General features: G+C 53.0%; 21 protein-coding genes. 13 read left to right on the top strand and 8 right to left on the bottom strand.

The annotated features are described in order from the left end of the window. Window positions 1–11: 11 nt before the first annotated feature. Both DOU50_RS16425 and DOU50_RS16420 read right to left on the bottom strand, forming a co-directional pair. Window positions 12–926 carry an ABC transporter permease subunit gene (locus DOU50_RS16425; protein ID WP_032646250.1) on the bottom strand — a complete coding sequence of 305 codons (915 nt, stop codon included), beginning with the start codon at window positions 924–926 and terminating at the stop codon, window positions 12–14. A 99-nt stretch (window positions 927–1025) separates the two neighbouring features. Then, window positions 1026–2147 carry a branched-chain amino acid ABC transporter substrate-binding protein gene (locus DOU50_RS16420; RefSeq protein WP_023312277.1) on the bottom strand — a complete coding sequence of 374 codons (1122 nt, stop codon included), beginning with the start codon at window positions 2145–2147 and terminating at the stop codon, window positions 1026–1028. 425 nt (window positions 2148–2572) lie between these two features. Between DOU50_RS16420 and DOU50_RS16415 the strand changes: the two genes are divergently transcribed. Continuing rightward, window positions 2573–3241 carry a YecA family protein gene (locus DOU50_RS16415; protein WP_024909782.1) on the top strand — a complete coding sequence of 223 codons (669 nt, stop codon included), beginning with the start codon at window positions 2573–2575 and terminating at the stop codon, window positions 3239–3241. Between the two features lie 34 nt (window positions 3242–3275). Here DOU50_RS16415 and tyrP read toward each other — a convergent pair whose 3' ends face one another. Beyond that, entirely contained in the window at window positions 3276–4487 is a 1212-nt protein-coding gene (gene tyrP, locus DOU50_RS16410; RefSeq protein ID WP_024909783.1) for a tyrosine transporter TyrP, read from the bottom strand. Between the two features lie 216 nt (window positions 4488–4703). Between tyrP and DOU50_RS16405 the strand changes: the two genes are divergently transcribed. Continuing rightward, the gene (locus DOU50_RS16405; protein ID WP_024909784.1) at window positions 4704–5045 is read left to right on the top strand and encodes a hypothetical protein; all 342 of its coding nucleotides are present in this window, start codon (window positions 4704–4706) and stop codon (window positions 5043–5045) included. A 36-nt stretch (window positions 5046–5081) separates the two neighbouring features. Here the strand turns inward: DOU50_RS16405 and ftnA are convergent, their stop codons facing one another. Both ftnA and yecR read right to left on the bottom strand, forming a co-directional pair. After that, window positions 5082–5579 (bottom strand): non-heme ferritin, encoded by a 498-nt coding sequence (gene ftnA, locus DOU50_RS16400; RefSeq protein WP_014884366.1) that lies wholly within the window; start codon window positions 5577–5579, stop codon window positions 5082–5084. Window positions 5580–5783: 204 nt separating this feature from the next. Next, entirely contained in the window at window positions 5784–6122 is a 339-nt protein-coding gene (gene yecR, locus DOU50_RS16395) for a YecR family lipoprotein (protein WP_024909785.1), read from the bottom strand. Window positions 6123–6356: 234 nt separating this feature from the next. Here yecR and azuC point away from each other — a divergent pair, with 234 nt between their 5' ends. Both azuC and DOU50_RS16385 read left to right on the top strand, forming a co-directional pair. Continuing rightward, window positions 6357–6440 (top strand): stress response protein AzuC, encoded by an 84-nt coding sequence (azuC, locus tag DOU50_RS16390; RefSeq protein WP_014884364.1) that lies wholly within the window; start codon window positions 6357–6359, stop codon window positions 6438–6440. A 107-nt stretch (window positions 6441–6547) separates the two neighbouring features. Continuing rightward, on the top strand, window positions 6548–6799 hold the full coding sequence (locus tag DOU50_RS16385) for a DUF2766 family protein (RefSeq protein ID WP_008500405.1): 252 nt from the start codon (window positions 6548–6550) through the stop codon (window positions 6797–6799). Window positions 6800–6841: 42 nt separating this feature from the next. Here DOU50_RS16385 and DOU50_RS16380 read toward each other — a convergent pair whose 3' ends face one another. Further along, window positions 6842–8185: an anaerobic C4-dicarboxylate transporter gene (locus DOU50_RS16380; RefSeq protein WP_023336144.1), complete on the bottom strand. Its 1344-nt coding sequence runs from the start codon at window positions 8183–8185 to the stop codon at window positions 6842–6844. 156 nt (window positions 8186–8341) lie between these two features. Beyond that, complete coding sequence (locus DOU50_RS16375; protein WP_024909786.1) at window positions 8342–8845, bottom strand: non-heme ferritin-like protein; 504 nt, start codon at window positions 8843–8845, stop codon at window positions 8342–8344. A gap of 787 nt (window positions 8846–9632) precedes the next feature. Here DOU50_RS16375 and araF point away from each other — a divergent pair. The 5 genes from araF to otsA all read left to right on the top strand — a co-directional run bounded on the left by araF (window position 9633) and on the right by otsA (window position 15588). Then, window positions 9633–10622, top strand: coding sequence for an arabinose ABC transporter substrate-binding protein AraF (gene araF / locus DOU50_RS16370; RefSeq protein WP_024909787.1), 990 nt, complete (start codon window positions 9633–9635; stop codon window positions 10620–10622). A gap of 71 nt (window positions 10623–10693) precedes the next feature. Continuing rightward, window positions 10694–12208: an L-arabinose ABC transporter ATP-binding protein AraG gene (gene araG, locus DOU50_RS16365; RefSeq protein WP_048992264.1), complete on the top strand. Its 1515-nt coding sequence runs from the start codon at window positions 10694–10696 to the stop codon at window positions 12206–12208. Between the two features lie 11 nt (window positions 12209–12219). Then, window positions 12220–13209 carry an L-arabinose ABC transporter permease AraH gene (gene araH / locus DOU50_RS16360; protein ID WP_193745657.1) on the top strand — a complete coding sequence of 330 codons (990 nt, stop codon included), beginning with the start codon at window positions 12220–12222 and terminating at the stop codon, window positions 13207–13209. A gap of 176 nt (window positions 13210–13385) precedes the next feature. Further along, entirely contained in the window at window positions 13386–14189 is an 804-nt protein-coding gene (otsB, locus tag DOU50_RS16355; RefSeq protein WP_148769756.1) for a trehalose-phosphatase, read from the top strand. Continuing rightward, window positions 14164–15588, top strand: a complete 1425-nt coding sequence (gene otsA / locus DOU50_RS16350; protein WP_048992259.1) for an alpha,alpha-trehalose-phosphate synthase — start codon at window positions 14164–14166, stop codon at window positions 15586–15588. The genes otsB and otsA overlap by 26 nt, the downstream gene beginning before the upstream one ends. A gap of 15 nt (window positions 15589–15603) precedes the next feature. Here the strand turns inward: otsA and uspC are convergent, their stop codons facing one another. After that, window positions 15604–16032 carry a universal stress protein UspC gene (gene uspC / locus DOU50_RS16345; RefSeq protein WP_024909668.1) on the bottom strand — a complete coding sequence of 143 codons (429 nt, stop codon included), beginning with the start codon at window positions 16030–16032 and terminating at the stop codon, window positions 15604–15606. A 795-nt stretch (window positions 16033–16827) separates the two neighbouring features. On the opposite strand from uspC, the gene flhD reads away from it, so the two are divergent. The 4 genes from flhD to motB all read left to right on the top strand — a co-directional run bounded on the left by flhD (window position 16828) and on the right by motB (window position 19696). Beyond that, window positions 16828–17178 (top strand): flagellar transcriptional regulator FlhD, encoded by a 351-nt coding sequence (flhD, locus tag DOU50_RS16340; protein ID WP_023336137.1) that lies wholly within the window; start codon window positions 16828–16830, stop codon window positions 17176–17178. Window positions 17179–17180: 2 nt separating this feature from the next. Next, a complete protein-coding gene (gene flhC, locus DOU50_RS16335; RefSeq protein WP_008500416.1) occupies window positions 17181–17759 on the top strand; it encodes a flagellar transcriptional regulator FlhC in 579 nt (192 codons plus the stop codon). A gap of 123 nt (window positions 17760–17882) precedes the next feature. Further along, a complete protein-coding gene (gene motA, locus DOU50_RS16330; protein ID WP_008500417.1) occupies window positions 17883–18770 on the top strand; it encodes a flagellar motor stator protein MotA in 888 nt (295 codons plus the stop codon). Beyond that, window positions 18767–19696 carry a flagellar motor protein MotB gene (gene motB / locus DOU50_RS16325; protein ID WP_024909669.1) on the top strand — a complete coding sequence of 310 codons (930 nt, stop codon included), beginning with the start codon at window positions 18767–18769 and terminating at the stop codon, window positions 19694–19696. Before motA ends, motB begins: the two co-directional genes overlap by 4 nt. Window positions 19697–19698 lie beyond the last annotated feature (2 nt).

Genomic DNA, 19698 nt, shown 5'->3' with positions numbered 1-19698 from the left:
CATTCTCTCCCTCACACTTTGGCCACAATCGGGCGTCCAAGCAGGCCCTGAGGACGGAAAATAAGGATCATGACCAGCAGGCCGAACGAGAAGACGTCTTTATAGTCCGAGTTCACCATGCCCGAGAACTGCGCTTCCGCCACGCCCAGGATAAGGCCACCGAGCATCGCGCCGGGAAGGGAGCCGATGCCGCCGAGTACTGCTGCAGTAAAGGCTTTAATGCCGATCACGAACCCGACGTAGAAATCAAAGGTGCCGTAATTCATGGTGATCAACACCCCCGCCAGACCGGCCATCGCCGCGCCGATGACAAAGACCAGCGAAATAATCCGGTCGGTGTTAATGCCCAGAATGGAGGCCATCTTACGATCCTGCTGCACCGCGCGACACATCCGGCCCAGCCTGGTACGGTTGATTATCCAGGTGAGCACCAGCATGCCGGCAAACGAGGCAACCAGAATAAACACTTTGGTGTAGGTTATCTGCACGAACCCTTCGCCCAGATGCAGGCGAATGACGCCGTCCAGCATAGTTGGCACCCCCTGCTGGCGCGGGCCCTGGCTCAGCTGTGCGTAGTTTTGCAGGATAAGCGACATCCCGATGGCGGAGATCAGCGGCGCCAGGCGCGTGGAGTTGCGCAGCGGCTTGTAGGCGATACGCTCGATAGTCCAGCCGTACACCCCGGTGACCACAATGGTGAACACCAGCGTGCCGAGGATCAGCAGCGGGAAGGACTGCAGGCCGAAGAACGAGAGCAGCGCCAGGCCAATGGCGCAAAGATAGGCGGAAATCATATACACTTCGCCGTGGGCGAAATTGATCATCCCGATAATGCCGTACACCATGGTGTAGCCGATGGCGATCAGGCCGTAGACGGAACCCAGCGTTAAGCCATTGATTAACTGTTGCAGGAAGAATGTACTCATCTTAGCGCGCTCGTTTTATAGGCTGCGCGATCCGCGCAGCCTGATGTTTATTACGCGCCGACGGGCAGGCCCGCCGACGTTGAGCGTGACTCCGTCCCGTTACTGCACTTCCTTATATTTCCCTTTGTCGTCCCACTGGTAAACCACGTAGTCAGACACTTTCAGATCGCCTTTGCTGTCCCAGGCTTTTTTGCCCATCACCGTGTCGACGGAATTGGCCTTTAGCCACTCGCTGGCTTTGGCCGAGTCCTTGCCGCCGGTGGCCTTGAAGGCCGCGGCAATGGCCTGTACGGAGGCATAGGAGTAGAGGGTGTAACCTTCCGGCTCGAATTTACCGGCGCGGAATTTCTCGATAACCGCTTTGCCGTCCGGGATCAGGCGCGGGTCTTTACCAAAGGTCATGTAAATGCCATTGGTATACTGCGGGCCGCCCGCGGCGGTCACCATCTCCTCGTTGACGATGCAGTCCCCGGAGAAGAATTTTGCCTGTACGCCCTGCTCACGCATCTGGCGAACCAGCGGACCGGCTTCCGGGTGACAGCCACCGAAGAACACGACGTCCGGTTTTTGCGCGCCGATCTTGGTGACCAGCGCGTTAAAGTCTTTTTCACCGCGGGATAACCCCTCGTACATCACATCCTGAACCCCGCGTTTCGCCAGTGCCGCTTTGGTGGCGTCAGCCAGACCCTGACCATAGGTGTCTTTGTCGTGAATGATCACCACACGTTTGGCTTTCAGCTTGTCGATGATGAAGTCGCTGGCAACCTGACCCTGCTGGTCGTCGCGGCCGCACATGCGGAACATATCGCTCATGCCGCGTTCGGTGATCAGCGGGTTAGTTGAGCCGGGGGTAATCGCAATAATGCCTGCGTCGCTATACACCTCGGATGCGGGCATGGTGGAAGAGGAGCAGAAATGGCCGACCACGGCGTTGACTTTATCCTGGTCAACTAAACGGTTGGCGACGGCCACGGCCTGCTTGGGCTCGCAGGCATCATCCCCCTGAACCAGTTTAATTTTCTCACCGTTAATGCCGCCTGCGGCATTAATGTCTTCAGCGGCCTGCGTAGCGCCGTGCCAGTACTGATCGCCATAGGTGGCGTTCGGACCCGTGAACGGTCCGGCCACGCCAATCACAATATCTGCCCGGGCGGAAAACGCCGTCACCAGGCAACCGGCCAACACAAGAGAAAGAGGAGTTCTGATAAATTTCAGCGACATTATTATGTTCCTTAGCAAAGAGGTTTTTGCACCACGGCGTAAACCCGAACGCCCGACGGCGCAGCCAATCCGAAACACGAGCAAGAACAAAATGCACTAAACGAACAAGATACAGACGGCATCCTGCATATTACGGCGAGATTTCCCTGCGCAGGGACGCGCGAAGAACGTTAAGCAAAAACGTTGCCAGAATGGTTAACCCATTGACGAGCATGCGACATGTTTGAGTATAGAGCGCCGCGTTATGCCGCCTTGCGGGAGGAGAAGAAATTACAGCGGAGATCACATATCGTTAACAATAAAGCCCATAAGTTGTGCAAAGCTCACGGTTTGCACGTTTTTGCAGCAATAAAGACCTAAACTTCAGCCCGGAGAGGGGTGAGATATGTGTTAGGATCGTTTCCTTTTTTGCAGGAGTATCAGCGATGACTGAAGGCCCATTGAATGAAAGCGAAATGGCGTGGCTTGAAGAGACGTTAATGTCTTACGGTCATGATGACGCGTCCGTAATTGACGTGTCCGAACTGGACGGCATGCTTACCGCAGTGCTTTCCGGTCCTGTTGTCGTTGAGCCAGATGCCTGGCTGGTGGCGGTTTGGGGTGGCGAGAAGTACATTCCGCGCTGGAAAAACGATCGTGAGATGAACCGTTTTATCGATCTCTGCTTTAAGCACATGAACGATATTGCCGAGCGTCTGAGCGAATACCCGGATCAGTTCGAACCGATGTTTGGCTATAACGACGTTGACGGTGAGAGTTATACCGTGGTGGAAGAGTGGTGCTACGGCTACATGCGCGGCGTGGCGCTGACGGACTGGTCTGCCTTGCCGGAAGCCCTGAAGGCCGATCTTGAGGTGATTGCGCTGCACGGCACGGAAGAGAACAGCGACAAGCTGGATGAACTGTCCGAAGAGGAGTACATCGCCAGCATCGAGAGCATCCAGCCTGCGGCACTGCGTTTATATCAATACTGGGTAAACAATCCGCAGCAGCCGGAAGCGAAGAAGCCGATTGTGAACGGCACAAAGGTCGGGCGTAACGATCCGTGTCCTTGCGGCAGCGGGAAGAAGTTTAAGAGCTGCTGTTTGCACTGATAAAAAAGGGGCTGATGACAGCCCCTTTTTTTATTTAACCCACTTCCGGCAGCATCCCGGCTGCAATCAACACCTGCACCAGTATAATCACCACCCCGCAGCCAAAGACAACGCACAGCAGCGGTTTTCCCCCCGCCACGCGATACCCTTGCTGCGGATGCTGCTGGCGGCTCTTCCACGCCAGCAGGGAAGGGAGCAACAGCGCCAGGATAGAGAGCGCCACTCCCGCGTAGCCCAGCGCCATCACAAATCCGCGCGGATAAAACAGCGCGAACGCCAGCGGCGGCAGGAAGGTAATTGCGCCCGTCTGTAACCGTCCGGCCGCGGTATTGCGGCGCTGGAACAGGTCGGCCAGATAATCAAACAGGCCGAGCGCCACGCCCAGGAACGAAGTTGCCAGCGCCAGGTCGGCAAACAGGTGTACCGCCAGCTCCACGTGTGGGGAGGTGACGACCTCGCGCAGTGCCAGCAGAAAACCGTTCAGGCCAGCGTGTTGCGCCATCAGCCCAATAAAGGTTGAAGAGTCAATGCTGCCCAGCGTCACCAACTGCCAGAAAATATAGGCAATCAGCGGGATCGCGCTGCCGATAACAAAGACGCGGCGCAGTTTTCGGATATCGCCGTTCATATAGCTGACGATGCTTGGCACGCTGCCGTGGAAGCCAAACGAGGTGAAAATGACCGGGATCGCGGAGAGCGCCAGCCCTTTTTCCAGCGGCAGCGTCAGCAGGTTAACCTTGTGCACGTGCGGCGCCAGCAGCACCAGCATGACAATCAGGAAGAGAATTTTAGCGCTGAACAGAAAACGGTTAAACAGATCGACCAGGGATGTGCCCACGCAGACCACGCCGCCGCCGATGAGCGCAAAGAAGATGGCGCCCGTCGCAGGGGTAATGTCAGAGCCAAACCAGTCGTTGACGCTGGAGGCGATGAGCTCTCCGGCGCCGCTGATATAGGCGGCGGTCAGGGCATACATCAGGAACATCATGCTAAAGCCGGTTATCCACTGGCCGTAGCGTCCGAGATAGCGCGCCGCAAGCGAACCCAGACCGGTGTCGGCGGGTACGTGCTGGTAAACCTCAAGCAGCAACAGTGCGGTGTAACACATCAGCGCCCAGAGCGTTCCCAGCAGCAGCAGGGTCATGCCAAATCCCACGCCCGCGGCTGCCAGAGGCATTGCCAGCATTCCTGCGCCAATTGTCGTTCCGGCGACGATAAAAATACTTCCCAGAGTTCTGTTTTTCACGCTTTCCTCTACAACGCTTCTTAACCGCGACAAAATCTGCGGCGCAGAGTAAGGGAAAAGCCGTTACTCGTCAAATCACCGTTACAAGTGGTGTAAAAAATTATTTACGTATTAATGACCCAGGCCTGTGCCTACCTCATAAGGGCAATACTGCTGCGCGACATTCCGGCGTAACGTAAACAATAAATACAAATTATCAAATTAAGTGAGGGTCTTATGGCAGGGGAGAATCCCTTTTCCGCGGCATGGAGCCGGGGAGGTAACCTGTTGTGCCATGGTCACTGGATAATCAGCTGGCAGAATCAGCCCCTGAACCTTCCCGAGTCCCGCCGCGAAAAGGATATGGGCACCTGGGCAATCTATTCGGTTATTGATCCTGAAGATGAAACCTTTGCACAAGGATTACAGGAAGATGAGTGGATCATCGAGAATGTCGACTGGTTAACGGATCTGTTTTTCGAGGTGGGTATTCCGCTGGAGACATCCAGCTACCGCTATTTTTACCAGGCCGTGAATCCCCATGACTGGCGTTGCACCAGCTGTGCGGGGTGTATGTAAATTAACGCGGTGCCGGAAGCCGGCACCGCGCTGAAATTAATTCTGCGTATCAAGAGTGGAGAGTTCTTTATCAATAAAGTAAAGACCTTCGCCGGATTTCCCGACCAGAGATAATTTATCCAGCACGGATTTAAACAGCTTCTCTTCTTCGTGTTGCTCAGCGACGTACCACTGCAGGAAATTAAAGGTTGGATAATCCTGGCTGGTCATCGCGGCATGAACCAGTTCGTTAATTTTCTGCGTGATAAGCTGCTCGTGCTCGTAGGTGGCGCGGAACAGTTCATCAAGAGAATTATACTCAGCAAACGGTGATGCCACGGTTTCAATGCGCGGCAGGCTGCCCGTATCTGTCAGATAGTCAAACAGACGCTGCATGTGGGTCATCTCTTCCTGAGCGTGACGACGCAGAAACGCGGCAGCGCCCTCGAAACTGTGGTAGCTGCACCAGGCGCTCATCTGCTGGTAGAGCAGGGATGAAAAAAGCTCAAGGTTCATTTGTGCGTTGAGCTTGTCGATCATTTCAGTTTTCAGCATGGTGACGCTCCGGATTATTATTTCTGGTTCACAATGAGCGACACTATAATTTGTTATTTAATTATTTGCAAAACGTAAAATTTTTATTTTATTTATTTAAAATACGAATGGGAATAAAACGCATTGGCGATTTTTATAACTTATTAATGAGAATTATTTTTGTTCGTAATGAAATAAACTGCCAGCATGCGCTGGCAGCTTCGATTAATACCACGGATTAGTTGACTTAGGATTAACGGCGTAACCCATACATTTATACTGGATAGTCACGCTCTCGTTCAGGCACAAAGAGCCGCTGGTCAGAGTGCAGGTTTTAATGGGCTGACCATAGGCTGAGGCAGTGGCATACCCCATGCTCTGACACGCTTTTGCCGCCGTGCCGTTGTTCACATACTCATCGGAATACGCATTTTGCAGCGCAGCCTGGCCGTAGTCGAGGCGGACGATGCCGTTCGGCGCGTCGAGGCTGCTGACTTCAGCCTGGCGGTTAATAGTACATCCCGCGAGCAGCAGGATTGTGCCGGCTACAATGACTCTTTTCATGATTCGCTCTGAGTGGATGGAAATACGTTATCGTACCCGCAGATGCCCGCTGCAATGGCTGGAATAGCCGGACAATCTGCCCTCACTCTTCGCAACGGGTCCGCGGTGAGCGCTTTCAGGCCATGCTCTGATATAAATGTGATGTGCATCACAAAAGTGTTGATTTTTGTGATGGTGGTCATATTATAGGCGCGTTGATAATAAAGTTGTATAACAAGTTAATGGAGCATCATCGTGAAACTGCGCAAAATCCTGAAAAGTATGTGGGCCAATTACTGCCGCACCTTCAAAGACGTGCCGCCGGGCGCCATGTTCTGATAAAAAAACCTGCTTCGGCGGGTTTTTTTATACCTGCAGGCGATGAAGGGGAGATGCCAGGGGTGTGTTTTGCTACTATGGCGGCCTTTAAATAAGGAGAAAACCCCATGTCACAAAACCTGAGCGCCGATCAGGAACTGGTCTCTGACGTTGTCGCCTGTCAGCTGGTTATCAAACAAATCCTTGATGTTCTGGACGTGATTGCGCCGGTTGAAGTGCGCGAGAAGATGTCTACGCAGCTGAAAAACATCGATTTCGCCAGCCATCCCGCTGCCGCTGACCCGGTTACGCTTCGTGCGATCCAGAAAGCCATCGCGCTGATTGAACTGCGATTCACGCCGCAGGGTGAATCCCACTAAAACCGGGAAATGGGCGACGGCATGTGTCGCCCCTTGATGCTGTCAAAAGAACGTCTGGACCAGCAGATAGCTCGCCGCGCACGCGCAGCTTACCCCAATCAGCCCAGGCAGAATAAAGCTGTGGTTGATGATAAATTTGCCGATGCGGGTGGTGCCTGAACGGTCAAAGCCGATGCAGGCCAAATCACTTGGGTAGGTCGGCAGGACGAAATAGCCGTATGACGCAGGGAAAAAGGCGATCAGCATTTTCGGGTCGATGCCGAGCATGAGGCCCATAGGCGCAACGGCCGTCAGCGCAGCCGCCTGGCTGTTCACCAGTTTTGACACCAGAAACAGCACAATAGCATACGTCCACGGGTGGCTTTTCACGACGCCTTCCAGCGCCAGCTTTAACTCGTCGAGATGCGCCTGGAAAAAGGTATCGCTCATCCACGCCACGCCGAACACCGAGAAGATCGCGACCATACCGGCCTTAAACACCGCGCCGTTGGAAATCGCCGACGCATTGACCTTACAGGCCATTAGCATCACGGCCCCTGCAATTAACATCATCATCTGAATAACAAGGTTCATCGACAGCGCCGTCATTTTGCCTTTCAGCTCAAAGGCGGGGCGCAGCTCAGGGAACGCACCCAGCAAAACAACCACGGCAATACCGGCAAAGAAAATCCACGTGGACCAGTAGGCCTGTTTAGGGAAACGCTGATTCATTAACGTCTCTGTTCCACCGTAGATAAACTCGCGCTGCTTAGGATCTTTCAGCTTTTCCTGAAACTCCACGTCATCCGCCAAATCTTTTCCGCGGCGTAAACTCCACAGGGCAGCAATAGCTACGCCGAAAAGTGAAGCGGGAACCGACACGGCGAGAATTTCCAGGATCCCCCACGCGTGGCCGATGCCATGCTGGGCCGCCAGGATGGACACCAGCGACACCACGGCAACGGAAACGGGGGAGGCGGTAATCGCCATCTGCGACGCGACCGATGCCACGGCCATAGGGCGCTCGGGGCGGATCCCTTTTTTCAGGGCGATATCCGCAATGATGGGGAACATGGTATAGACCACATGCCCGGTGCCGCACAGAAAGGTCAGCATCCAGGTGGTGAATGGGGCGAGCAGGGTGATGTGCTGTGGGTGTTTGCGCAGCAGACGTTCAGCAAACTGCATCATGACGTTGAGGCCACCCGCAGTCTGCAGCGTAGCGGCACAACCAATCACCGCGAGGATGGTCAGCATAACGTCTACCGGCGGCTTACCCGGTTGCAGACCAAAGACAAAACATAAAATAAAAAGACCAATACCGCTAATTAACCCGAGCCCCATACCGCCGAAACGCGTACCCGTCAGCAGGCAGAGGAGAATGACAACAAACTCAATGGTGATCATGATGCTCCCTCGTCAATGATTATGTAACTAAATAAATCATCACACGTTGTGTGGTTAATCATTGGGAGCCAGATCTGATTTGTTAAATTTCAGCAAAAGCAGAAGGTTGGAGACGTGAAGGGAGCCTGCTCCTCCGAATGGGAGCAGGCCAAAAACTCAGTGGTGCTGCACCGCCACGATGTCGAGCAGATGACGGTCGGTTTGCTCAGGACATAAACCTGCCTGCTGCGCATTATGGATCTCATCCGCCAGCGTCTTCAGCAGCAGGCCATCCTGCTGCTGCTCTTTATCCATATCGCGTAAGAATCTGAGCGTCGTAATGTCCTGCTGCGCTTTGGCTTCATCGGCCAGTTTGTTGAGGGTGCTGCAGCGTTGTTCATACTCTTCAAGCGTCTTCTGAAACAGTTCTTCCAGGCAAGAGTAATTTTCATTGATCCCATCAAGGGCTTTAACGACAGGATTTGCCCCTGCGGCTTTCAGGAAGTTAAAGACACGCATCATATGGGTGACGTTACTTTGCGCCTGAGAGCGAAAGAATGTGGCAGATCCCGTGAGGCTATTCTCGGCACACCACGCACTTAAGTGAAGGTGCAGATTCGAGGCGTAGAACTCAAGGTTCATCTGCGCGTTAAGTTTTTGCATCATCGTTTGGGTAGCCATACTCATATCCTTATTGACTGTGGGACGTGATGTCCGTTGCTTAACCTGAGCGTCAGGCAAATATGAAGAAAAGAGCAGAAATACACATTCTGCCGTGACCGAAGTCGACCGAAATTCACTTCCTGTGTTCGATATAAATAAGCATACCCTTGTCTTTGGTCTAAGAAAACTCTTAATTGAGCTGTATTTACCATACATTACAAAGTTTAATATAGTACAGAAATGCAATCAGCTCGCCATGAATTGAATATGGTTTAATACTCTAATAATTAACAATTTTTATTGCAGTGATACACTGTTACTCTTTCGAAAATATTAAGTTGGAATAATACTCCGTGAAAAAGAGAAATACGGATTAATCGTTTCGAATATATGATGTGCTAATAAAATTGCGCTAAATCAAATTCTGCGGAATAACCGTGTTCAGGTGCCTGGTGCATTTTTGATGAAAAACATCTTAAACCCCTTTAACGCCAGGTGACGTTTAGTCCGCTGAGGGGTATCAGGGATTTCTTAGCTAATCTTATGGATAATTCTGCTTAACCCACTTTCATTTGTCTGACAAATCCTGCCTTTTTTATGTCATTTTTCGCTGAATTTATGTACGCAATTACTGTAATTCTGCGGTGTGATGGGGCTCTCTTATGGATGATTAATTTCCCGCTAAAACTATCACCAGCAATAACGCTTATGACGAGGTAAGCGCTAATGCCTTGTTTTAAGTCCGATTAAATAAGAAGCACGCACATATTCCCTACAGAAAAGAATGCTAAAGCTGGAGTTTACCATGCACAAATTTACTAAAGCGCTGGCGGCCATCGGTCTGGCTGCCGTTATGTCACAATCCGCTATCGCTGAGAATTTAAAACTCGGTTTTTTGGTAAAACAGCCCGAAGAGCCCTGGTTCCAGACTGAGTGGAAATTCGCCGATAAAGCCGGGAAAGATTTAGGTTTTGAAGTGATTAAAATCGCCGTGCCTGACGGTGAGAAAACCCTGAACGCCATCGACAGCCTGGCGGCCAGCGGTGCGAAAGGTTTCGTTATCTGTACTCCGGATCCAAAGCTTGGTTCGGCCATCGCGGCTAAAGCGCGCGGTTACGATATGAAGGTCATCGCGGTTGACGATCAGTTCGTTAACGCCAAAGGCAAGCCGATGGACAGCGTCCCGCTGGTGATGATGGCGGCGACCAAAATCGGCGAACGCCAGGGGCAGGAACTCTATAAAGAGATGCAAAAGCGCGGCTGGGATGTCAAAGAGACTGCGGTGATGGCCATTACCGCAGACGAGCTGGACACCGCACGTCGCCGTACTTCCGGTTCAATGGACGCGCTGAAAGCGGCCGGTTTCCCGGAAAAACAGATCTACAAAGTCCCAACCAAATCTAACGACATCCCGGGCGCTTTCGACGCCGCGAACTCTATGCTGGTTCAGCATCCGGAGGTCAAACACTGGCTGGTGGTCGGCATGAACGACAACACCGTGCTGGGTGGGGTACGCGCGACGGAAGGCCAGGGCTTTAAAGCGCCTGACGTGATCGGGATTGGCATCAACGGCGTTGACGCCGTCAGCGAGCTGTCCAAAGCGCAGGCTACCGGCTTCTACGGTTCTCTGCTGCCAAGCCCGGACGTTCACGGCTATAAATCCAGTGAGATGCTCTATAACTGGGTCACCAAAGGGGCTGAGCCGCCGAAATTTACCGAAGTGACCGACGTGGTGCTGATTACCCGCGACAACTTCAAAGAGGAGCTGGCGAAAAAAGGACTGGGCGGGAAGTAATACGCGGTGATTGTGCCCCTCATCCTTCGTGAGGGGCCAGACGTACACACTACAGGAATCACGGAGACGTTATGCGACAGTCTGATCCGTATCTCTCTTTTCGCGGCATCGGGAAAACTTTCCCCGGTGTTAACGCGCTGACCGATATCAGCTTCGACTGCTATGCCGGCCAGGTTCACGCCCTGATGGGGGAAAACGGTGCGGGAAAATCCACGCTGTTGAAGATCCTCAGCGGTAACTACGCGCCCACTACCGGCTCGCTGGCCATACGCGGTGAAGAGGTGGCGTTTGCCGATACCACGGCGGCGCTCAATGCCGGGGTGGCGATCATCTACCAGGAGCTGCACCTCATTCCTGAGATGACCGTGGCGGAAAACATCTATTTGGGACAGCTCCCGCACAAAGGCGGCGTGGTGAATCGTTCGCTACTTAATTATGAAGCGGGGCTGCAGCTTAAGCATCTGGGCCTGGACGTCGATCCCCAGACGCCGCTGAAATACCTCTCCATCGGCCAGTGGCAGATGGTTGAAATTGCCAAGGCGCTGGCGCGTAACGCCAGAATTATTGCCTTCGACGAACCTACCAGTTCGCTCTCTAAGCGTGAAATCGAAAATCTGTTCCGCGTGATCCGCGAATTGCGTCAGGAAGGCCGCACGATTTTGTATGTCTCGCACCGTATGGAAGAGATTTTTGCCCTGAGCGACGCCATCACCGTCTTTAAAGATGGACGCTATGTGCGCACCTTTACCGACATGGCGCAGGTGAACCATGACCAGCTGGTTCAGGCGATGGTCGGACGCGATCTGGGCGATATTTATCACTGGCAACCGCGCCCGTACGGCCCGGAACGCCTGCGCCTGGATAACGTCAAAGCGCCGGGCGTCAGAACACCGATTTCGTTATCCGTACGCAGCGGTGAAATCGTCGGCCTGTTTGGTCTGGTGGGGGCGGGGCGCAGCGAATTGATGAAAGGTCTGTTCGGCGGTACCCGTATTACCGATGGTCAGGTCTCTATTGACGGTGAACGGGTAGATATCCAGAAACCGGCCCACGCGATCGGGGCGGGGATGATGCTCTGCCCGGAAGACCGGAAAGCCGAGGGGATCATTCCGGTGCACTCGGTGCGCGACAACATCAATATTTCTGCCCGTCGTAAGTTTATTCGCGCCGGTTGCCTGATAAACGATAGCTGGGAGTCGAGTAACGCCGACCACCATATTCGCTCGCTGAATATCAAAACGCCGGGTCCGGAACAGCTGATCATGAATCTGTCAGGCGGAAACCAGCAGAAGGCAATTTTAGGCCGCTGGCTGTCAGAAGATATGAAGGTCATTTTGCTGGACGAGCCGACGCGCGGTATCGATGTGGGGGCAAAACACGAAATCTATAACGTGATCTATGAGCTGGCAAAACGCGGCGTGGCGGTGCTCTTCGCCTCCAGCGATCTGCCGGAGGTGCTTGGCGTGGCCGACCGCATTGTGGTGATGCGTGAAGGTGAAATTGCCGGCGAATTACTTCATGAACAGGCGAATGAACAACAGGCGTTGAACCTCGCCATGCCTAAAGTTAGTCAGGCTGTCGCCTGAGTAAGGAGTTAATGATGTCCTCTGTTACTACATCCGGAGTGCCGAAGTCGAAGTCGGCGCTGAGTATTGGACGTATCTGGGATCAGTACGGCATGCTGGTGGTTTTTGCCGCACTGTTCCTTGCCTGCGCGATCTTTGTCCCTAATTTTGCCACCTTCATTAATATGAAGGGGCTGGGGCTGGCCATTTCCATGTCCGGGATGGTGGCCTGCGGGATGCTGTTCTGCCTGGCCTCCGGCGATTTTGACCTGTCGGTGGCGTCGGTGATTGCCTGTGCGGGCGTCACGACGGCCGTGGTGATCAACATGACGGAGAGCCTGTGGATTGGCGTCTTAGCCGGTCTGTTACTCGGCGTCATCAGCGGTCTGGTGAACGGTTTTGTTATCGCGCGCCTGAAGATTAACGCCCTGATCACCACGCTTGCGACGATGCAAATTGTCCGCGGGCTGGCCTATATCATCTCCGACGGTAAAGCGGTGGGGATTGAAGACGAGCGCTTCTTCACGCTGGGTTATGCCAACTGGCTGGGTCTGCCTGCGCCTATATGGCTGACGGTGGCCTGCCTGATCCTGTTCGGCTTCCTGCTTAACCGGACCACCTTTGGCCGTAATACGCTGGCGATTGGCGGTAATGAAGAGGCCGCCCGTCTGGCTGGGGTGCCGGTCGTACGCACTAAAATTATTATCTTTGTGCTCTCAGGGCTGGTTTCTGCCGCAGCGGGGATTATTCTGGCGTCGCGTATGACCAGCGGCCAGCCGATGACCTCTATCGGTTACGAGCTGATCGTCATTTCGGCCTGCGTGTTAGGGGGCGTTTCCCTCAAGGGCGGCATCGGAAAAATCTCATATGTGGTGGCCGGTATCCTGATTTTAGGGACGGTGGAGAACGCCATGAACCTGCTGAATATTTCACCGTTCTCGCAGTACGTGGTTCGTGGTCTGATCCTGCTGGCAGCGGTGATTTTCGACCGTTACAAGCAAAAAGCGAAGCGTACCGTGTAACCCTTTTTCCTGTCTTTTATTGCTCAACTTATAACCTTAGTTGACCTCTTAACCGCCCCGCCAGTAATACTGGCGGGGCGGTTGTCAAATGGCGAGCCACGTCACACTGTCTATACTTACATGGCTATGAAAGAGGTAAAGGCGTTTACCTCTCGTAAACCGTAAGGAGGAAAAGGGTGGCTGACACGTTAACCGCACCGCCTGTACTGCCCGGACACTATGCTTTCTTTTTTGATCTCGACGGCACGCTCGCCGGGATAAAACCGCACCCCGATCAGGTGTCTATTCCGGAGGCGGTGTTACAGGATTTGCATCAGCTCTCACTCATTAATGAGGGAGCACTGGCATTGATATCAGGGCGCTCAATGGCCGAGCTGGATCTGCTCGCCAGTCCATACCACTTTCCGCTAGCCGGTGTACACGGAGCGGAGCGCCGCGACATCCATGATCAAACGCATATCGTTTCACTCCCCGACGCACTCACGCAAACGCTACATAAGCAGCTTTCTGACGCGCTGGAAGCGCTGCCTGGCACCGAGCTGGAAGCCAAAGGCATGGCCTTTGCCCTGCATTATCGTCAGGCACCGCAGCATGAGGAGGCCGTACTTGCGCTTGCTCAGAGGGTGGCAGATGCGCATCCGCAGCTGGCGTTGCAGCCCGGCAAATGCGTGGTTGAGTTAAAACCGAAAGGGATTAATAAAGGCGCGGCCATCGCCGCGTTTATGGCGTCGCCGCCTTTCAAAGGGCGAACGCCCGTTTTCATTGGGGATGACCTGACCGACGAGGCCGGGTTTCGCGTGGTGAATCAGGCCGGAGGGATCGCCGTCAAGGTGGGGCCTGGTGACACTGTTGCCGAATGGCGACTGGCGGATGTCGCCAGCGTCTGGCAGTGGATATCTGACATCGCTAACCAGCAACAACAACAAATAGCGCAAAGCAAAGGGGGAAACCATTATGGGTCGCTTAGTCGTCGTCTCTAACCGAATCGCACCGCCTGACGATAAAAAAGCCAGTGCGGGTGGCCTGGCGGTAGGGGTATTAGGTGCCTTAAAAGCCGCTGGCGGGCTGTGGTTTGGCTGGAGTGGGGAAATCAGTGAAGAAGAGAAACCGCTCAAAAAGGTGACGCGCGGAAACATTACGTGGGCTTCATTTGCATTGAAAGAGAAAGACTACGACGAGTATTACTCGCAGTTCTCGAATGCCGTCCTGTGGCCCGCGTTTCACTATCGTCTTGACCTGGTCAAATTCCAGCGTGAATCCTTCGAAGGCTACTCGCGCGTGAATGCGCTGCTGGCGGATAAACTGCTGCCATTAATCGAAGAAGACGATATTTTATGGATCCACGATTATCATCTGTTGCCCTTCGCCAGAGAGCTGCGAAAAAGAGGGGTAAATAACCGGATTGGCTTCTTCCTGCACATCCCGTTCCCGACGCCGGAAATTTTTACCGCGCTCCCGCCGCATGAAGAGCTGCTGGAGGCGCTGTGTGATTACGATTTGCTGGGCTTCCAGACCGAAAATGACCGCCTCGCATTCCTTGACTCCGTGTCAGGTAAAGCGCGTCTGGTGACCAAAGGCGGGAAAACCCATACGGCGTGGGGGAAAACGTTCCACACCGAAGTGTATCCAATTGGGATTGAACCTGACGAAATCGCGGAGCAGGCTTCCGGCCCGCTGCCGCCGAAGCTGGCGCAGCTTAAGAATGAACTCAAACACGTGAAAAATATCTTCTCGGTTGAGCGTCTTGATTATTCCAAAGGGCTGCCGGAACGCTTCCTGGCGTATGAAACGCTGCTGGATAAATATCCGCAGCATCACGGTAAAATCCGTTATACCCAGATCGCGCCGACGTCGCGCGGTGAGGTTCAGGCCTATCAGGACATTCGCCATCAGCTGGAGACAGAAGCAGGGCGCATTAATGGCCGCTACGGGCAGCTGGGCTGGACGCCGCTGTTTTACCTGAACCAGCACTTTGACCGTAAGATCCTGATGAAGGTCTTCCGCTACGCGGATGTTGGCCTGGTTACGCCGCTGCGCGACGGGATGAACCTCGTCGCGAAAGAGTATGTGGCGGCCCAGGATCCTGACGACCCGGGTGTTCTGGTGCTCTCCCAGTTTGCCGGCGCCGCAAATGAGCTCACGTCGGCGCTTATCGTTAACCCTTATGACAGGGACGACGTGGCAAACGCGCTGAATCGTGCCCTGACTATGCCGCTCACGGAACGTATTTCCCGTCATGCTGATATGATGGAGACGATCCGTAAGAACGACATTAACCACTGGCAGGCACGTTTTATTCAGGATCTCCGGGATATCACCCCGCAAAGTCATGAAGGCGATCTGCAAAAAAAGATCGCGACCTTCCCTAAACTCGCCTGATTTTCCACTTGGGGGTTAACTCCCCCCAAGTGGCACTAACAGCACATCAACCTGGCTCGATGCGACAATGGATTTCGCCGCACAGGCTGCGCGCGATAAAAAGCTGTGGTTATGATTCCCGCAAATCACTAAATCAATATGTTGTTTACGACACATGTCGAGAATATGGGCGTTAAGTTCACCGGTCGCAATAATTGTCTCATAAACCGGATATTGCGCCTTTTCCACCAGTTCGCGCAGAAATTGCTGCGTTTCTTCCTGAAGGACCTCACGAATATCCTCCAGCATGGGGGCGGCCAGCTGATTGTACATCTCTGGCTCTGCGGCGAGCGTGATGAGGCTGATGCGGGCATTGTGGGGTCTGGCAATGGAAACGGCCCGGGCGACGAGTTGATGACTTTCTGGAGAAACTGCAACGGAAACAAGAAGATGGGAGTAACTCATGGCGCACTCCTTAGGTGTCTGTCAGACAGCGTTTGATCACCTTTACCGCGAATTCCCTGGTTCTGCAAGAGCTGATTACGACATTAGTGTGAAGCTTATCATAATTATTCATTAATTATTCTTATAAGAAGAATAACTGAAAAATGCGCCTAAATGAAAAAAATTAACAACTTAACGTAAATCACACAAATTCACGCTTTAACTGTTAAATCGTTTTGGCGCGTTACAAACTCATTTCGAATGATCACGTCCTGAAACATCTTTTTTGTGCTACCTGCATAACTATATGTTTTTTCACGGTAAGAAAAATGTTTCCCGGAGAGGGGTTTGTTGTAAATGTTTCAGCGTAGCGCTTACGGGGGTAGAAGCACGTTGCATGCCAGTTCGGATCGCCCGTCTGCATGAGTATTCGTCAATTAAGAATACAAAACAGTACTGATTGGTTAAAAAACAAACAAATTACAAGTCATACTGATGGATTTATGGGTCATATTCACTTAAATTGTGTGACGTGGATCACATTTTTTTTAAATTTGAGGGTGGCTGGATTGTATGTGACAAAACTGACGAGTAGAGTTTGCGTCGAATTAGGAAAAATCTTAGTTATTTGTAAGAAATGATAAAACATGTAAGAGACGCATTCGCGGTTTCTCTCTTACGCGTTTCAGTGAATACAAACCTAAATTCAACTATGCATTTAGCCTTTTCTTTTTTATACCGGGTGATTTCCCGGCGACATCACGGGGTGCGGTCTTTCCGCATAAAAATAATAGTTGGTTATTCGGGATGGGAACAATGCATACATCCGAGTTGCTAAAACATATCTATGACATTAATTTGTCGTATTTACTGCTCGCGCAGCGTTTGATTAGTCAGGACAAGGCGTCCGCGATGTTTCGTCTGGGTATTAACGAAGAGATGGCAACCATGCTGGGCGGTTTAACCCTCCCGCAGATGGTTAAACTGGCTGAAACGAATCAACTGGTTTGCCAGTTCCGTTTCGATGATTCGCAGACAATAACGCGTCTGACGCAGGATTCCCGTGTGGACGATCTTCAACAGATCCATACCGGTATTCTTCTCTCCACTCGCTTGCTTAACGAAATCAGCCAGCCTGATGACGCAGCCCGTAAGAAAAGGGCCTAGCAATGAGCGAGAAAAGCATTGTTCAGGAAGCGCGTGACATACAGTTGGCCATGGAGCTGATTACACTGGGTGCTCGTTTACAAATGCTGGAAAGCGAGACTCAGTTGAGCCGTGGCCGTCTCATCAAACTGTACAAAGAGTTACGTGGTAGTCCCCCGCCGAAAGGCATGCTGCCGTTTTCTACCGACTGGTTTATGACGTGGGAGCAGAATATTCACGCTTCCATGTTCTGTAATGCCTGGCAGTATCTTCTCAAAACCGGTTTGTGTAGCGGCGTTGACGCCGTGATCAAAGCGTACAAACTTTACCTTGAACAATGCCCACAGCAGGAAGAAGGCCCTCTGCTGGCGCTGACCCGCGCATGGACGCTGGTGCGTTTTGTTGAGAGCGGAATGCTTGAGCTGTCGCGCTGCAACTGCTGCAACGGCAATTTTATTACCCACGCTCATCAGCCTGCAGGCAGCTTCGCCTGTAGTTTATGTCAGCCTCCATCCCGTGCAGTAAAAAGACGTAAACTTTCCCGGGATGCTGCCGATATTATTCCACAACTGCTGGATGAACAGATCGAACAAGCTGTTTAACCCGAACGTGTGGGAAAGATTCCAGCAGCGGTAAGCAATTACCGCTGCTTTTTTTTACCCCGCAAACGGTCAACGCTGCGAGCTGGACGTCCTTGCCATAGTCACTAGCGGAAGGATGATGTCGTGCTTATCTTATTAGGTTACCTGGTAGTTCTCGGTACAGTTTTCGGCGGTTACATGATGACCGGCGGGCACCTTGGAGCACTCTATCAACCGGCTGAACTTATTATCATCGGCGGTGCAGGGGTAGGGGCTTTTATCGTTGGCAACAACGGTAAATCGATCAAGGGCACGCTGAAAGCGATTCCGTTGCTGTTCCGTCGCTCGAAATACACCAAAAGCATGTATATGGATCTGCTGGCACTGCTCTATCGCCTGATGGCGAAGTCGCGTCAGCAGGGGATGTTCTCGCTTGAACGGGATATTGAAAACCCGAAAGAGAGCGAAATTTTTGCCAGCTATCCGCGCATTCTTGCTGACGCCATGATGCTGGACTTCATCGTCGACTATCTGCGACTCATCATCAGCGGCAACATGAATACCTTCGAAATCGAAGCGCTGATGGACGAAGAGATCGAAACTCACGAAAGCGAATCTGAAGTGCCGGCCAACAGCCTGGCACTGGTCGGCGACTCGCTTCCGGCATTCGGTATCGTTGCTGCGGTAATGGGGGTAGTTCACGCTCTGGCCTCGGCAGACCGTCCGGCAGCCGAGCTCGGTGCGCTGATTGCCCATGCGATGGTGGGGACTTTCCTCGGTATTTTGCTGGCGTACGGCTTCATCTCTCCGCTGGCAAGCGTTCTGCGCCAGAAGAGCGCGGAAACCACCAAAATGATGCAGTGCGTGAAGATCACGCTGCTCTCTAACCTCAACGGTTACGCGCCACCGATCGCGGTTGAGTTTGGCCGTAAAACGCTTTACTCCAGCGAGCGTCCGTCGTTTATCGAGCTTGAAGAACACGTGCGTGCGGTGAAAAACCCAAACCAACAGACGACAACTGAGGACGCATGAAAAACCAGTCCCATCCGATCGTCATCGTAAAAAAACGCAAGCACAAGGGCGGCGGGCATGGTGCACACGGCTCGTGGAAAATTGCATACGCCGACTTTATGACAGCAATGATGGCGTTCTTTCTGGTGATGTGGCTGATCTCCATCTCCAGTCCAAAAGAACTGATCCAGATTGCCGAATATTTCCGCACACCGCTGGCAACGGCAGTGGCCGGTGGGCCGCGTATTTCTAACAGCGAAAGCCCAATCCCGGGCGGCGGCGATGATTACACCCAGCAGAAGGGTGAGGTGAAAAAAGAGCCGAACATCGACGAGCTGAAAAGAAAGATGGAGCAGGCGCGTCTGAAGAAACTGCGTGGCGATCTCGATCAGTTGATTGAGGCGGATCCGAAGCTGCGCGCGCTGCGCCCACATCTGAAGATCGACCTGGTGCAGGAAGGGCTGCGTATTCAGATTATCGACAGCCAGAACCGCCCAATGTTTAAAACCGGCAGTGCGGAAGTCGAACCGTACATGCGCGACATTCTGCGCGGAATTGCACCGGTGCTGAACGGCATTCCTAACCGAATCAGCCTGTCAGGACACACGGATGATTTCCCGTACGCCAATGGGGAGAAGGGATACAGCAACTGGGAGCTTTCTGCCGATCGTGCCAACGCCTCGCGTCGCGAGCTGGTGGCAGGTGGGCTTGATGATGGCAAGGTACTGCGCGTAGTCGGCATGGCCGCAACCATGCGCGTTTCCGACCGCGGGCCGGATGATGCCATCAACCGTCGTATCAGTCTTTTAGTGCTGAACCAGCAGGCGGAGCAGGCCATCCTGCATGAAAACGCCGAAAGTCAGAATGAGTCACTGGACGATTTAAAACAGCCTGGGGCCGTTCCTTCGGCTGCCGTTCCAACATCGCCACCAGCCAATCCGAGGTGATA

This window comes from Enterobacter sp. C6, from assembly GCF_008122455.1.
Lineage (GTDB): Bacteria > Pseudomonadota > Gammaproteobacteria > Enterobacterales > Enterobacteriaceae > Enterobacter > Enterobacter pseudoroggenkampii.
This window is presented reverse-complemented; position numbering and strand designations above follow the sequence as displayed.

Bases quoted from the DNA above. Each gene is read 5' to 3' on its own strand.
- DOU50_RS16425 (WP_032646250.1), bottom strand. From the start codon at position 926: ATGAGTACATTCTTCCTGCAACAGTTAATCAATGGCTTAACGCTGGGT.
- DOU50_RS16420 (WP_023312277.1), bottom strand. From the start codon at position 2,147: ATGTCGCTGAAATTTATCAGAACTCCTCTTTCTCTTGTGTTGGCCGGT.
- DOU50_RS16415 (WP_024909782.1), top strand. From the start codon at position 2,573: ATGACTGAAGGCCCATTGAATGAAAGCGAAATGGCGTGGCTTGAAGAG.
- DOU50_RS16405 (WP_024909784.1), top strand. From the start codon at position 4,704: ATGGCAGGGGAGAATCCCTTTTCCGCGGCATGGAGCCGGGGAGGTAAC.
- ftnA (WP_014884366.1), bottom strand. From the start codon at position 5,579: ATGCTGAAAACTGAAATGATCGACAAGCTCAACGCACAAATGAACCTT.
- yecR (WP_024909785.1), bottom strand. From the start codon at position 6,122: ATGAAAAGAGTCATTGTAGCCGGCACAATCCTGCTGCTCGCGGGATGT.
- DOU50_RS16385 (WP_008500405.1), top strand. From the start codon at position 6,548: ATGTCACAAAACCTGAGCGCCGATCAGGAACTGGTCTCTGACGTTGTC.
- DOU50_RS16380 (WP_023336144.1), bottom strand. From the start codon at position 8,185: ATGATCACCATTGAGTTTGTTGTCATTCTCCTCTGCCTGCTGACGGGT.
- DOU50_RS16375 (WP_024909786.1), bottom strand. From the start codon at position 8,845: ATGGCTACCCAAACGATGATGCAAAAACTTAACGCGCAGATGAACCTT.
- araF (WP_024909787.1), top strand. From the start codon at position 9,633: ATGCACAAATTTACTAAAGCGCTGGCGGCCATCGGTCTGGCTGCCGTT.
- araG (WP_048992264.1), top strand. From the start codon at position 10,694: ATGCGACAGTCTGATCCGTATCTCTCTTTTCGCGGCATCGGGAAAACT.
- araH (WP_193745657.1), top strand. From the start codon at position 12,220: ATGATGTCCTCTGTTACTACATCCGGAGTGCCGAAGTCGAAGTCGGCG.
- otsA (WP_048992259.1), top strand. From the start codon at position 14,164: ATGGGTCGCTTAGTCGTCGTCTCTAACCGAATCGCACCGCCTGACGAT.
- uspC (WP_024909668.1), bottom strand. From the start codon at position 16,032: ATGAGTTACTCCCATCTTCTTGTTTCCGTTGCAGTTTCTCCAGAAAGT.
- flhD (WP_023336137.1), top strand. From the start codon at position 16,828: ATGCATACATCCGAGTTGCTAAAACATATCTATGACATTAATTTGTCG.
- flhC (WP_008500416.1), top strand. From the start codon at position 17,181: ATGAGCGAGAAAAGCATTGTTCAGGAAGCGCGTGACATACAGTTGGCC.
- motB (WP_024909669.1), top strand. From the start codon at position 18,767: ATGAAAAACCAGTCCCATCCGATCGTCATCGTAAAAAAACGCAAGCAC.